We start from the raw sequence: 15183 nt of genomic DNA on the forward strand, positions 1-15183 counted from the left end.
ATACTGAAGGACAGGTAATCAACGCATCAAATGACCCAAGAAGATCACGACAATCAGGAATTCGATGAGCGCCCGAGCAAATCGCAAGTCAAACGCGAAATGCTGGCATTGCAAGAGCTTGGCAAAGCGATCGTTGAGTTAAGTGCTGAACGCGTCAAGCAGTTGCCACTAAGTGAAAAACTGCGCGATGCTGTGCTTCTGGCCCAGCGCACCACGGCCCGTGAGGGACGCCGGCGACAAATTCACTACGTTGGCAAGCTCATGCGCGATGCGCCGGCCGAGCAAATCCGTCAGCAGATGGACACCTGGGCCAATGGCTCTCGCCAGGAAACCGCCTATCTGCATTCGATTGAACGAGACCGGGACAAACTGATCGCTGACGATGCCGCGCTGACGCCCTGGTTAGACGCGCATCCGAATGTGGACGTGCAGGCCTTTCGATCATTGATTCGCGCAGCGCGCGCTGAGCACAAGAAAAACCTGGCGCTGCTACCCGGTCAGGAACCCCAGCGCAAGCACTATCGTGCCCTATATCAGGCCATCAAAGCTGCCACACCAGCCCCTGAGAACAACCAAACCACTATGGATTGAAGCAATGACTGACGCACACCGTGTATTGCAATGCCTCGAGCGAGAGACTGGACCGAACCCGACTCAGAGTGTGATCTGGCTACATGGGCTAGGCGCTGATGGGCATGATTTTGAACCACTGGTACCCGCCCTGGGCATGACGACACCGACACGCTTTATCTTCCCGCATGCACCTGTGCGTCCGGTAACTATTAACGGGGGCATGGCCATGCGCGCATGGTATGACATCCTGACCCCCGCGCTGGTGCGCCTGGAGGATGACGCCGGCATTCTGGAGTCTGAGCAGATGATCAGTGACTTGATCAAACGAGAAAACGAGCGCGGGGTGGTGAGTGGCAACATCGTGCTCGCTGGCTTCTCGCAAGGCTGTGCAATGACGTTGCACACCGGTCTGCGCTATCCGGAAAGACTGGCTGGCTTGATTGGACTGTCAGGGTACCTGCCACTGGCCGATCGAGCCGCGCCGCATTGGGCGCAGGCCAATCAGCCAACGCCAATCTTTCTAGCCCATGGCACTCACGACCCGGTCGTTGCCTTAGAACGTGGCCAAAGCACTCAACAGCTTTTAATGTCTCACGGGTACTCGGTTGATTGGCATACCTACCCTATGCCCCATAGCGTTTGCCCAGAGGAAGTGCACGATATCGCGCAATTCCTGCAATCAGTGCTGCACTAGAAAACGGCCGGCTCCAGACTCATCCAAACGCGGCGCATGGATGAGTCATCTGGATCAGGATCGTTGGTCATTCCAAGTTTAGTCATCAAAGACAACATCGGCCGATTGTTCGATAGCACCATACCCTCGATGTACTCCAACCCCTGTTCACGAGCGGCATCGATCAAGCGACTCATCAAGCGACGACCCAAACCATGGCCCTGCCAATCATCACCAATCACCAATGCATACTCAGCCCCACGACCGTCGGGATTACGCAGGTAATGCGCCAAGCCGACAATCGTCTCATGCGGTTGGCCCTGGCCTTGCGCTAGTTCGCACGTCGCCACCAACGCCAATTCGCGGTGATAATCAACGTGGGTGTAGCGCGACAACATTCGCGGCGTCAGTTCACGCATCATGGACACGAAACGCATGTACCGCGCTTGCTCTGACAGCCCACGGATAAAGTCCTGCAAAGCCTGTGCATCATCTGGCCGGATCGGCCGCAAAACACCCACTTTGTCATCGCCAAGCGGCAGACGCTGCACCCAACGCCGAGGATAAGGGTGCACTGACATGTGAGCGTATCCATCTACCGCCGGATCTTTAGCGCCATGGGTCTGACTGATTTGGATATGAATCGCTGATGTCATCAACGCCTGCCCACGAACCACGATGGGATCAATGCGCAGGCTCAATACTTCTGGGCACTCACTCACCAAGTCTGAGAGCAGTTCGAGCAACATGAGTAACTGCTCAAACACCGGTTCCGGGTAAAAGCCCCGTGGTAGCTTTTTCCAGAACTGGCTACGCTTGACCATGCGTCTAGCCAGAAAATAATTTAACGGCGCAAGGTCAGCCGCAGCCTGATCAGGTGCAAACCTCCCTAAAACACCCCCAGCCCCGAAACGGATGACGGGTCCGAAGTTGGCATCGCGCTCAACCCAAACGGCGGCTGGCAAGTCATCAATCGACAAAGGCTTGATGCTTGGTTTGTCGAGCTGCTGTAGAGGCACATGGAAATCACGCATCAGTGCCCATGCAGCATCGGGCTCAAGCCACTCGTTACCGTGGCCCAGCGATTCACGGATCCGTGCACGAGCCTGCTCAATCATCGGCTTGCCGTGCTCTGGCTCAGCTGGCTGAATCTGCAGCAGCAACTCTTGGTTGTAGTGATAGGCCGCCAAAATGCCAAAGGCATTGGCCGCTGATTCTGGCGTGCGAAACGCAGAAGTGCCGGCATCGTCTAGGCGTCTGCGGATAGGTCGCATACCGGCATCACCCATAAAACAGCTAATCACCGGCTTAGATGCTTTGGGCGCAAACTCGGCCAAAGCTGCTGACACTCGATTAAAGTCCGAGCGCGGGTCGGGCGCAAACATCACTAAAACGCCGTCAACGCCAGCATCCTCCATCAGCAGCTGCAAAATCTCTCTGACCAACGGCTCGGTTAGGGGCTGATGGGTAACGACCGGATTGTGTGTCTTTGACCCGGGCTCAAGCAACTTGGACAGTCTTCGAATTGTCTTGGCATCTAACTCTGCTCTGATGATCGGTCCGTCTTCAGCGGACATATCTAGCGCTAACCTCGCTGGTGCCTCGCCGTTGGCGAATACGGCTACTCGACGCCCACGAGGACGACGACTGTAGTTAAACACCTTCAAGGCAGAAAAGAGCTGAATAAAGTAACGCACCCGCACCGCCCCGGCACGGCGCAAGGCCGCGTCAAACGCCAGATCGGCCTGTCTGGGTTCATTAGCGGCACCTGCTTTAAGGACTACCACGGGCTTCACACTGGCTGCGGCCCGGATGGCACTCATAAACTCTCTGCCCGATTCGAGCTCGTCATCGATGTAAATCGCAATACTGTCAGTTCGTGTGTCAGTTGCAAGATAATCAAGTACGTCAGGTAGGCGCGTCACTGACTCCTGCCCGAGCGCAATCGCGGCAGAGAAGCCCACATGAACATCATCTGCCCAATCCAGCACACTGGCCATGATGGTGCGTGATTGAGCAACCAGAGCCGCGCGCCCCGAGTGAGCCAGCAAAGGATGCTGGCTCAAATTCAAGCCAAGGCTAGGTCGTTGTAGACCAAATGAGAATGGACCTAGCAACGCACAATGATTGGTGCGAGCCCAGTCACCGCATAAGCGGCGCGTTCGATCGGGATCTGGATCGATCACTTCATGTGCCATCACAATCAGTGCCATGGGACGATAACGCTCTATGGCCTCAAACACCTCCTCTAACATGAGCGGTGGCATACAGACGACAGCCAAATCAAGCCGACTACCTGGCTTGACACCAGCAAGCGTTGCGGGGAAGTCAGGCAACTGACCAGGCTCGGCATCTACTCGGGTAGTATTTGCCCGAATGCCCGAGGGTAAGGCTTGGAACACTGGCAGTGGATTGTCACTGACAATCAGCAGACTTTTGGGCTGAAACAGCGGGTCGAGTTTGTGGCGAAACATGATGTCGGCTTCAGGCAGCTGTTATTTAATTCTGCCTCTAAAATATGAATATTTTGATACTAACAGCACTATGTTGCGCCGCAACATGCTCTAAGTCAAATAAAAGTCAGTTTTGTGTCAGTTTTATGCGAGGCATTTTGTTCGATCTTGTCGGTTTCTAGCTAGCAACCTTTGTGCCGGATCAAATTTCTGAAGCAATGCTTCAATATGCCTGCAGCAGACGCTTTCCAAACACTCTCTATATATTGATGTCATTTCTGCACATTGCACCGGACAGAGCGAACCATCCATGACTGAACTCTCAAATCAAACCTCTCGCGTACGTACCCGCTTTGCACCCTCGCCCACTGGCTTTCTGCATTTAGGGGGTGCGCGCACCGCGTTATACAGCTGGGCTTATGCCAAGCATTTCGGTGGCGACTTCATTTTGCGGATTGAAGACACGGATCTCGAGCGCTCAACGCCAGAAGCAGTGCAAGCCATTCTTGATGGCATGGCATGGCTGGGCTTTACCCCCGATGAAGGTCCGTTCTACCAAATGCAGCATATGGATCGGTATCGAGAAGTGATCGCTCAGATGCTCGAAAGCGGCACGGCCTACTACTGCTACAGCTCGCCTGAGGAAGTGGATGCCATGCGCGAGGCAGCCAAAGCGCGCGGGGATAAGCCCCGTTATGACGGTACTTGGCGCCCTGAGCCCGGCAAAACCCTGCCCCCCATTCCCGAAGGTCGCAAGCCCGTGGTACGGTTTAAAAACCCTGAGTCCGGCGTCACTTGCTGGGATGATTTGGTCAAAGGCACCATCAGCATCCGCAATGAAGAGCTCGATGACCTGATCATCGCGCGCCCCGACGGCACACCCACCTACAATTTCTGCGTAGTAGTCGATGACTGGGACATGGGCATCACCCACGTGCTGCGTGGAGATGATCATGTTAATAACACCCCGAGACAAATCAATATCCTCAAGGCACTTGGCGCACCCATTCCGACCTACGGGCACGTGCCGATGATCCTCGGACCCGATGGGCAAAAGCTGTCCAAACGCCACGGTGCGGTCAGCGTCATCGAATACGACAAAGCGGGCTACCTGCCCGAGGCCATGGTGAACTACTTGGCGCGACTCGGTTGGAGCCACGCTGACGATGAAATCTTTAGTCGTGAACAACTCATTCAATGGTTTGACGGCCACAATCTGTCAAGATCAGCCGCGCAGTGGGACCCCAAAAAGCTGAACTGGGTGAATGCGCACTATATAAAAGAGGCTAGCAATCAATGGCTAGCCAAGGAAATACGGGGCCGAATCATTGCGCGAGAAGGCGACCCCGATTCGGTTGACTTGCCAGCTGCGGTCAGTTTGCTCAAGGATCGTAGTGAAACACTCGAACAATTGGCCGAGGCAGCCATGCTGTTTTGTGGACAAGCAAAACAGCCAGATCCAGAGCTTATTGCCAAGCATATGACGCTAGAGGCCAAACAAGCCGTGGCTGATTTTTGGGCAAAGAGTCAAGCCACCGAATGGACCAGTAGCGAAATCGGATCAGCCATCAAGACAACTTTGGCAGAGCATGGCCTAAAAATGCCGCAAATTGCCATACCTCTGCGACTAATCGTGGCGGGAACCCCACAAACACCCGCCATTGATGCCGTGCTCGAACTCATGGGTCGCGAGCGCGTTGGCCAAAGACTGCGGGCATTTGGGCTTGTGACTGACTAATCAGTGCGGGAATACCCGTACGACTTTCGAGGTAACCAACTGTTGCTCCTAAGGCGAGTAAACACTAGAATTTGTGAACGAATCGTAGAAATACACAACATCTAGTGTTTTATGTCTCACGAATGTCGCGTCTGGCTCGCGGCATTTTTACGCCAACACAGGCTTTCCGCACACGGTGAGCCGTGTCCTTAAGCAGGAGTCCACATGCAAGTTGCCAACACCGCCCCCACCGCCGATCCAGTCGGTCAAATACCGACACCCCCCGCCGCTGCGCCAACCACGCCACAGAGCACCTGGGCACACTACAGCATCATTCGACGTAATGGTGCTGTGGTTGGGTTTGAGCCCAGCAAAATCGCGATCGCCATGACCAAGGCATTCCTGGCCGTCAACGGCGGCCAAGGTGCGGCGTCTGCCCGTGTGCGCGAACTTGTCGAGCAACTGACGCATCAAGTAGTCAACGCCCTGGTGCGTGGCCGTCCAAATGGCGGGACATTTCACATCGAAGATGTACAAGACGCTGTTGAACTAGCGCTCATGCGCTCCGGCGAGCACGATGTAGCCCGTGCTTACGTGCTGTACCGCGAGCGACGCGCCCAAGAGCGCGCCGCCGAGCGGGCCAAATCGGGCGCACCGGAGCAAGCACCGGTTGAGCACACATTCAATGTCACCGACAACGGTGTTACCAAGCCACTAGATATGGCCAAATTGAAGGCCACCATCGAGGCTGCAGGCGAAGGACTTGGCGAGTTTGTGGACACTGAGCTGATCCTGAAGGAGACCTTAAAAAACCTCTACGACGGTGTGCAAATTGAAGAGGTCTATAAATCAGCGATTCTCGCGGCCCGGGTGCTAGTAGAGAAAGACCCAGCCTACAGCAAGGCAACGGCACGACTGTTGTTGCACAGTATCCGTAAAGAAGTACTGGATCAGGAAGTCTCGCAAGAGGCGATGGCAAAGGAATACGCTAATTATTTCCCCAAATTTATTAAAAAGGGCGTTGAAGGTGGGTTACTCAATCCCGAACTGGCCCAGTTTGACTTAAAGCGTCTTGGTGAGGCACTAGATAGCAAGCGTGATCTGCAGTTTGATTACTTGGGCTTGCAAACTTTGTATGACCGCTACTTCTTGCACATCAAGGGCCAGCGCATCGAGCTGCCCCAAGTGTTCTTCATGCGAGTCGCCATGGGCCTGGCTTTACGCGAGATTGACCGCGAAGCCCGTGCCGTTGAGTTTTATGAGATTTTGTCGAGCTTTGACTTCATGAGCTCCACACCGACTCTCTTTAATTCAGGCACATTGCACTCGCAGCTCTCGTCTTGCTATCTGACTACCGTATCCGACGATCTGGATGGCATCTATGAAGCCATCAAAGAAAACGCGCTGCTGGCGAAATACGCGGGCGGCCTAGGCAACGACTGGACACCCGTGCGCGCCATGCGAAGCCACATCAAAGGTACGAATGGAGAAAGTCAGGGCGTGGTGCCATTCCTGAAAGTGGTCAACGACACCGCCGTTGCAGTCAACCAGGGCGGCAAGCGCAAAGGTGCGGTGTGCTGCTACCTCGAGACCTGGCACCTGGACATCGAGGAATTTCTTGAGCTGCGCAAAAACACCGGGGATGAGCGTCGCCGCACACACGACATGAATAGCGCCAACTGGATTCCAGACCTGTTCATGAAACGCGTGATGGAGGGTGGCGATTGGACGCTATTCTCGCCCTCTGACTGCCCGGATCTGCATGACAAGTTTGGTGACGAATTCGAGAAAGCCTACGTTGCCTACGAAGACAAAGCAGCTCGGGGAGAGCTCACGCTGTTTAAAAAGATGCCAGCATTAAATCTCTGGCGTCGTATGCTGTCGATGCTGTTTGAAACCGGTCATCCCTGGATTACGTTCAAGGATCCATGCAACATCCGTTCACCGCAGCAGCATGCGGGTGTGGTTCACAGCTCCAACCTGTGCACAGAAATCACGCTGAACACCAATGATTCCGAGATCGCTGTTTGCAACCTCGGCTCAATCAATCTCGTTGCACATCTCAAAGAAGATGGACAGGGTGGCCACACGCTTGATCACGACAAACTGCAAAAGACCATCAATACCGCGATGCGCATGCTCGATAACGTGATTGACATTAACTACTATGCGGTAAAGAAGGCTCGCAATTCAAACCTGCGTCACCGCCCGGTAGGCATGGGCATCATGGGCTTCCAAGATTGCTTGCACGTGATGCGTGTTCCTTATGCATCGCAAGCGGCAGTCGAGTTTGCTGATCGTTCAATGGAAGCGGTTTGCTATTACGCATACAGCGCATCAAGCGATCTGGCTGCTGAACGCGGCCGTTATGAAAGCTACGATGGCTCGTTGTGGTCGCGTGGCATCTTGCCGCAAGACACACTTGCGATGTTGCGTGAACAACGAGGTGGCTACGTTGAAGTAGATGAATCGAGCACGATGGATTGGGATTCGTTGCGTGCACGCATCAAACAACAGGGTATGCGCAACTCAAATTGCATTGCAATTGCCCCAACTGCAACAATTTCAAATATCATCGGTGTATCAGCGTGCATCGAACCTACTTATCAAAACTTGTACGTCAAATCGAACCTATCCGGCGAGTTCACTGTAGTTAATGACTACCTCGTACGTGACCTCAAGAAGCTGGGACTCTGGGACGAAGTCATGGTCGCCGACCTGAAATACTTCGACGGTAGTCTGTCCCGCATCGATCGCATCCCGACCGATTTGCGCACGCTATACGCCACCGCATTTGAAGTGGACACCTCGTGGATTGTTGAGTGTGCCGCACGTCGCCAGAAATGGATCGATCAGGCACAGTCATTAAACATCTACATGGCGGGCGCTTCAGGCAAAAAGCTTGATGACACTTACAAGCTTGCCTGGCTGCGTGGCTTGAAGACAACTTATTACCTGCGTACGTTGGGAGCCACCAGTGCCGAGAAGTCCACAGGCCGTGGTGGTGAGTTAAACGCTGTCAGCATGGGTGCTGGCAGTTCGTCAAGTGCTGCTGCCAGTAGTGCGATGCCCGAGCCGGAAGTGGTGGGTGTGGCCTGCACCATGAGACCAGGTGACCCTGGTTTCGAAGAGTGCGAAGCTTGCCAATAACCCAGACCACGAACACGACAAAGGATAAATCGAGATGTTGAACTGGAACGACGAAATCACCCCAACTGCACAACCATCGGCTACACCAGCGGCTGCTGAGCCCACCGGTTTGCGTCAAGCAACTGGCGTATTCGGCGACGCCGCCATGCCTACCCCCGGAGTCACGCAAAGCGCGACCGCTGACCATGCGCCGACTGGCCCCATGGGCGGTATCGGTGGCGCCGATGCCTCTCAGCAACGTGTCAATGTTGCTGACAAGCGCATCATCAACGCCAAGACCGATGTCAACCAGCTCGTGCCCTTCAAATACAAATGGGCATGGGAGAAGTACTTAGCGACTTGCGCTAACCACTGGATGCCACAAGAGATCAACATGGCGCGTGACATCGCGTTGTGGAAAAACCCCAACGGCTTGACGGAAGACGAGCGTCGCATCGTCAAGCGTAATCTCGGCTTCTTTGTGACGGCCGACTCTCTGGCAGCCAACAATATTGTGCTTGGCACCTACCGCCACATTACTGCCCCCGAATGCCGACAGTTTTTACTGCGTCAGGCATTTGAAGAAGCCATCCACACGCATGCCTATCAGTACATTGTAGAAAGCCTTGATCTGGATGAAGGTGAAATCTTTAACGCCTATAACGAGATTCCGTCCATTCGCGCCAAAGATGAGTTCCTGATTCCTTTTATTGACGTCATCGCTGATCCTAACTTCAACACGGGCACACCGGAAACTGACCAGAAACTCCTGAAGTCTCTGATCGTTTTTGCGTGCCTGATGGAAGGGCTGTTTTTCTACGTTGGTTTTACACAGATTCTGGCGCTTGGCCGTCAAAACAAGATGACTGGCGCTGCCGAACAGTACATGTACATCCTGCGCGATGAGTCCATGCACTGCAATTTTGGTATTGATCTGATTAACACCATCAAACTCGAGAATCCGCACTTATGGACTCCCGAGTTCCGCGAAGAGATTCGCGAGCTGTTTAAACAAGCTGTTGACCTTGAGTACGCTTATGCCGAGGATACGATGCCTCGTGGCGTACTGGGCTTAAACGCGCCGATGTTCAAGTCATATTTGCGTTTCATCGCCAACCGTCGTTGCCAACAGATTGGCATAGAGCCTTTGTTTGCCCAGGAAGAGAATCCCTTCCCGTGGATGGCTGAAATGATTGACTTGAAGAAAGAGCGTAACTTCTTTGAGACGCGTGTCATTGAGTACCAAACCGGTGGTGCCCTAAATTGGGAATAAAGAGCTAGTCAGGTACTGACACGCACGTGCCAAATTTGGTTGGTGACCAGACAAGTTGCCAACCATCGATTGCCAAACGACTCTGATTGAGTGGTTTGGTGGTCGTGCAGAATTCGCTAGAGTCGTCTGTCGGTCGGTACCAGACAGCAGATGGCTTTGGTGAATAGCGCGAGCCTTGTGGTCGACTCCATTGAGTGGATCTCAAGGCGCGCGTTCCATTTAGGTACCTGATCTATAGGAGTAAGACCATGGCAACAGCCAAAAAAGCAGCAAAGAAGGCCGTCAAAAAAGCGGTGAAGAAGGCTCCGGCAAAGAAAGTCGTCGCCAAGAAGGCACCAGCTAAAAAAGTCGTCGCCAAGAAAGCAGTGAAGAAGGTGGTCAAGAAAGTTGCAGCTAAAAAAGCTGTGAAGAAGGCCGTCAAGAAAGTCGCTGCCAAAAAAGCACCGGCTAAAAAAGCCGTCGCTAAAAAAGCGCCTGCCAAAAAAGTAGCTGCTAAGAAAGCGCCCGCCAAAAAAGCTGCCGCTAAGAAAGCCGTCGCTAAAAAAGCGCCCGCCAAAAAAGCGCCTGCTAAGAAAGCAGCCGCTAAAAAGGCACCAGCAAAGAAGGCTACGGCAAAAAAGGCTGTAAAAAAAAGCGCTAAAAAAGCTGCCGTAAGAAAACCTGCTGCCAGCAAGCCCTCAACGGCTGCTGCCCCGGGTGCAAAAACGGCACTGAATCCGGCCGCTTCTTGGCCATTTCCGACCGGCGGCCGTCCGTAAATCGGACGACTGATTAGGTCAACAAACCGCTCGGCATTCACTTGCCGGGCGGTTTTTTGTTGATGTGTCAAAGCATCATGCGACAATGCGGACATGGCAACAATGAGCACAAGGACAGCATCTAAATGACGGGCGACATCCTGACATTTCTGATTGAAATCAGTTTCACGATTCTGGGCGCAGCATTCCTGGCGCGTGCATGGTTGCACGCCATCAGGTTTCATCCCTTTAATCCTTTTGCGCAACTGATCTACCGAATGACAGAGTGGCTATGCAAGCCGCTGCGAGCGGCGCTACCAGCTAGCCGCTCCATCGACTGGGCGAGCTTGCTTGGTGTTTATCTGGTCGCTTTGTTTTATTTGTTTTTTATGTGGGTACTAGCCACTCGCAGCATGCCGCCATCGCAACTGATAGGACCTGGCATGCTGGCGGCTGCGGTCACCATGGGGCGTTGGGCATTAAATCTGGTCATCTGGATGACGCTGATTCAGGCAATACTGTCTTGGGTCAACCCAATGGCGCCTATCATGCCAGTACTGCGAACGCTGACTGATCCAATGCTTGAGCCGATTCGCAGAATACTTCCCAACTTTAGCGGCTTCGATTTTTCTCCTTTAGCACTTCTGATTTTGGCTCAAGTTGCACTGATGGTGCTTAATCGAATCAGCTATACACTCGTTGGGCTGTAGTGGCATGCGACTAGCCCTTGTTCTGAGCTTGACGATTGCTGCCCTATTAACTTCAGTGCAAGCGTCAGCCCAAACGAGCGTGTTTTCGGGGATGATGCGTGGCTCTGACGCAGCGACCATTGCTAGCCAGCAAACACCTCGCCCAGAGGATATTGCGCAACAAATCACGACCTTGCAAGGCGATTTGGCAGACGCCAAGCGTGAAGTGGCATTGCAGCGTGCCCAATTCGAGACGTTTAAACAACAGGCTTCAAGCTTGACGTCGCTGGCACAAAGTCTTCTTGATGTACAAGAGCTCAGCGTCCAGCGTTATCACCACGCGATCGATGGGCTGCACAGCTTGCAACGCCTGATTATGGAAGCGCGCCAGCGACAGCAACAACTGACCGCTTGGCAGCCGCCGGCTGATGGTCCACCGTGGCCATTGCAATTAGCCGATGACACCTACCTCTTGATGACAGAGTCGCGAGTTCTGGCTGATCAATACCTGCTTCATGGACAACTGCTGCAGAACTCGCGCCAGGCCCTGCTAAATGAGAAACAAACACTGGAAGCCCAAATCAGGCAGACTCGATCGGTGCCCGGGACGGCCAGCGATCTGCTTGATCAACGACAAGAGCTCGCCGTGCGATTGCAACAAGCTGAGCTCAAGGCGGTCGATCTAGAGTTGGTATTTGCTGATATTTTTGTTCAAACCAATGACTTAAACCGGGTAATCGCTGAATTAAGCCACCAAATCAGTCGCAAAGATTGGCTCTACATGGATAACCGGTTCTACCTTGATGAGCCTGCCTTTAGCCGGATTGAACAACAAGTACAACAAAACATCACGGGGCTGCTCGTGCAGCAGGAAGGAATCCGCGAAGACAACGACAAGGCGATCGCCGCGTTCAACGAGGCATCGGCAGAGTTACAAAGGATCCAATCGGCAGATACGGTCAACACCGAAACGGTGGTGGCAGCAGAGCGGGCAATGATGCTGGCCAGTGATCAGGCAAAGCTGCAGCGCCTGCGTCGTGACGTCGCTTTTTACCGCTATGAAATGCTGGAAATCACCAAGCAGCTCTGGCAAATTCGCTTCGATCTCTATCAAAACCAACACAGCAGCAGTAATCTCGCTGAGCTCAACACCGTATTTGGGGACATGGCTGCACAGATTGCAGGTTGGGAGCAGTACAACCAGACAGTATCGGCACAAACACAGCGCGAGCGACAAGCATTTCTCGACGGTGCGGTTTTGTCGCCCACTAAAGCTGAGGGAGACTACTTACGAGCACGCGCTGACATCATGCAACAGTACATCGACACCTTGGCGCAAGCCATGTCGCAGCTGACCAGCACACAGTTTCTTTTGAACATCACGCTTAGGGAAGTCGAGACATTTGAGCACCAAGCGCCGTTGTGGCAGCGTGTATTGAACCTTGGCGGTGATGTTGCTGACATTGCGAGCGATATTTGGCATTACGAGATTTTTACGGTGTCCGATACTGTCACCGTTGAAGGACGCCCCATCACCACACTACGAAGTGTCACGGTCGGCAAGAGTATCGGGGCATTGCTGATTCTGGTTGTCGGTCTTTTACTGGTTAAACGAATCGTGTCTAGCGCCATGAACATGGCCTTAAGACGCAACCGAATTGGTGCCAGTACCTCAATCATCATCACTCGGTGGATTTCCCTATTCGCAGGCCTGACACTGATTGTCTTTAGCTTGGTACTCATGGATATCCCCTTGAGTATTTTTGCATTTGCTGGTGGGGCATTAGCAATAGGCATTGGCTTTGGTGCTCAGCACCTGCTGCAGAACCTGATCAGCGGGTTGATTCTCTTACTGGAAAAACCAGTCCGGGTTGGAGACTGGATAGAAATTGGAGGTGTGACCGGAAGCGTTACCTCCATTGGCATTCGCTTCTCCACACTCACTAGTGCCACCGGCACTGAACACCTGATCCCAAATAGTGCTCTCGTACAAGAAAAGCTGGTTAATTGGACCTATTCATCACCGGACGTGCGTCGCGAGGTCCACGTATGGGTCGACTATCGCGCTGATGCACAAACAGTCAGCAATATTCTGATCAATGTGGCAAAAGATCATCCGGTGGTGATGGATGTGCCTGAGCCACGTGTTTTGCTTGACGGCTTTACTGAGCGTGGCATGCAATTCAAATTACAGTTCTGGGCGCCCATGCTAGCGAAGGTGAGCGGCCCGGTTGTCATGAGCGAAATACGCAAAGAGATACACGCTCGATTTACGGAGTACGGTATCGCGTTTGCGCACCCGATGCGATCAATTACGCTAGAACAAAATACGGGAGAACAAACCTGAGGCTAACGCTTTTGCGCCGCCGCTTTACTGGATATGTCAGGGCAGTTTTAAAACAGCGTTAACCCAGTGTTCAGCCACCTGAGGCTGGAACGACTCGAACCGGACCAGCACCGCTGATGACTTGTACCCGAGAACCAATCGCAAGACGCTGATCGTCTTCTTGTGCAATCACACGTGTCTCACCGTTGTCTAGGCGAACCGTGATTTCAACGCCCTGGGTCTTACCAGCTTGTTCTTCGATTTTCTCGCCGGCTAGAGCACCGAGGATAGCCCCACCAACAATGGCCAGGTCACGTCCGGTGCCACCACCGACAGCGCTACCCGCCACGCCACCCAACGCACCACCTGCAATCATGCCTACACCTGAGGAACGATCCTTCTGAATCACCACAGGGCGAAGACCCGTGACCGTACCAAACCGCACGATTTGCTCTGACTGCGCTTGCCCATAGGTGTAAACACCTGCCGAAGCACTAGGGGTGCTACAACCCGAGACATGGATTGATATGGCAAGCACGGCGCCGACAATGGCCAGGCGCTGAAATACCTTCATGGTTGTAAAAGCATTAGTCGTTTGCATGATTCTCTCCCATAGGCTTACTGGAACGGACCAGCCTTACCTCCATTAGAACGCAACACCGAAGTTTTGTTGCATGATCTGGGCAATTTGCTCGCGTGTAGGGGCGTGATTCTGGGGTCCCCGATGTGCTATTTTGATCGAACCCATCACGTTGCCAAGCATGCAGGACTTCTCCCAAGACCAGCCCTGGGTTAGGCCAAATAACAGGCCCGCTCGGTGAGCATCACCACACCCGGTGGGATCAATGACAGCTTGCGGTGAAACCGGCGCGATATCAATAATCTGTCCTTGGGTATATAACGTAGCGCCTTCACCACCACGAGTAACCACCACCGCTTGCAGCGTTTGTGCAAGCTTGTCAATCGACAGGCCTGTGCGCTGCTCAACCACACTGGCTTCGTAATCATTCAGTGCCAATGCGGTTGCTTTGCTAAACACACTCAGCAGGTCATTGCCATCAAACAAAGGCATGGCCTGCCCCAAGTCAAATATAAACGGCGTACCCGCTTGTGCAAACCGGTTGACATGCGCCATCATGCCGGCCTTTGAGTCCGGTGCCACGATCGCCCAACGAGCCTTGTGCTCACCAATATCATTGTCAGCACTTCGATCCATGGCACCTGGATGAAACGCACTGATCTGATTGTCATCAAGATCCGAGGTAATGAAGCACTGCGCGGTAAACATATCCGAATGCACCTTGACATGCCGCGTGTCAATGCCAAACTGAGCAAAGCGTTTGAGATAGTCTTCGGCGTCACTGCCAACCGTTGCCACTGGCAAAGGCTGACCACCGAGTAACTTTAGGTTGTAGGCAATGTTGCCTGCACAGCCACCAAACTCGCGCCGCATTTGCGGCACGAGAAACGACACGCTTAGCGCATGAATTCGGTCAGGCAAGATGTGTTCTTTAAAACGACCATCAAACACCGCAATAGTGTCAAAAGCGACCGACCCGCATATCAAAACTTCATCAGACATAATTGACTACCCGTTACACGGGCCCTATGGA

General features: G+C 53.4%; 11 protein-coding genes. 8 read left to right on the forward strand and 3 right to left on the reverse strand.

Annotated features, from left to right (window positions below):
* Window positions 1-30 precede the first annotated feature (30 nt).
* Entirely contained in the window at window positions 31-591 is a 561-nt protein-coding gene (gene yjgA / locus DHf2319_RS11850) for a ribosome biogenesis factor YjgA (protein WP_243478565.1), read from the forward strand.
* A 4-nt stretch (window positions 592-595) separates the two neighbouring features.
* The gene (locus DHf2319_RS11855; RefSeq protein ID WP_243478566.1) at window positions 596-1267 is read left to right on the forward strand and encodes an alpha/beta hydrolase; all 672 of its coding nucleotides are present in this window, start codon (window positions 596-598) and stop codon (window positions 1265-1267) included.
* Here DHf2319_RS11855 and DHf2319_RS11860 read toward each other — a convergent pair.
* Complete coding sequence (locus DHf2319_RS11860) at window positions 1264-3720, reverse strand: bifunctional acetate--CoA ligase family protein/GNAT family N-acetyltransferase (RefSeq protein ID WP_243478567.1); 2457 nt, start codon at window positions 3718-3720, stop codon at window positions 1264-1266. The genes DHf2319_RS11855 and DHf2319_RS11860 overlap by 4 nt on opposite strands.
* A gap of 289 nt (window positions 3721-4009) precedes the next feature.
* Between DHf2319_RS11860 and gltX the strand changes: the two genes are divergently transcribed.
* The 6 genes from gltX (at window position 4010) to DHf2319_RS11890 (ending at window position 13591) form a co-directional block, all read left to right on the forward strand.
* Complete coding sequence (gene gltX / locus DHf2319_RS11865) at window positions 4010-5437, forward strand: glutamate--tRNA ligase (RefSeq protein ID WP_243478568.1); 1428 nt, start codon at window positions 4010-4012, stop codon at window positions 5435-5437.
* Window positions 5438-5641: 204 nt separating this feature from the next.
* Window positions 5642-8566, forward strand: coding sequence for a ribonucleoside-diphosphate reductase subunit alpha (locus tag DHf2319_RS11870; RefSeq protein ID WP_243478569.1), 2925 nt, complete (start codon window positions 5642-5644; stop codon window positions 8564-8566).
* A gap of 34 nt (window positions 8567-8600) precedes the next feature.
* The gene (locus tag DHf2319_RS11875) at window positions 8601-9818 is read left to right on the forward strand and encodes a ribonucleotide-diphosphate reductase subunit beta (protein ID WP_243478570.1); all 1218 of its coding nucleotides are present in this window, start codon (window positions 8601-8603) and stop codon (window positions 9816-9818) included.
* Between the two features lie 248 nt (window positions 9819-10066).
* Complete coding sequence (locus DHf2319_RS11880; RefSeq protein ID WP_243478571.1) at window positions 10067-10576, forward strand: histone H1-like DNA-binding protein; 510 nt, start codon at window positions 10067-10069, stop codon at window positions 10574-10576.
* Window positions 10577-10701: 125 nt separating this feature from the next.
* Window positions 10702-11265, forward strand: coding sequence for a YggT family protein (locus tag DHf2319_RS11885; RefSeq protein WP_243478572.1), 564 nt, complete (start codon window positions 10702-10704; stop codon window positions 11263-11265).
* Between the two features lie 4 nt (window positions 11266-11269).
* A complete protein-coding gene (locus DHf2319_RS11890; RefSeq protein WP_243478573.1) occupies window positions 11270-13591 on the forward strand; it encodes a mechanosensitive ion channel domain-containing protein in 2322 nt (773 codons plus the stop codon).
* Between the two features lie 70 nt (window positions 13592-13661).
* Here DHf2319_RS11890 and DHf2319_RS11895 read toward each other — a convergent pair whose 3' ends face one another.
* Together DHf2319_RS11895 and DHf2319_RS11900 are read right to left on the reverse strand one after the other, a co-directional pair.
* A complete protein-coding gene (locus DHf2319_RS11895) occupies window positions 13662-14171 on the reverse strand; it encodes an outer membrane lipoprotein (RefSeq protein WP_369810193.1) in 510 nt (169 codons plus the stop codon).
* A 45-nt stretch (window positions 14172-14216) separates the two neighbouring features.
* Window positions 14217-15152 (reverse strand): carbohydrate kinase family protein, encoded by a 936-nt coding sequence (locus DHf2319_RS11900; protein ID WP_243478574.1) that lies wholly within the window; start codon window positions 15150-15152, stop codon window positions 14217-14219.
* Between the last annotated feature and the right edge of the window lie 31 nt (window positions 15153-15183).

It is taken from the genome of Orrella daihaiensis, assembly GCF_022811525.1.
GTDB lineage: Bacteria > Pseudomonadota > Gammaproteobacteria > Burkholderiales > Burkholderiaceae_B > Algicoccus > Algicoccus daihaiensis.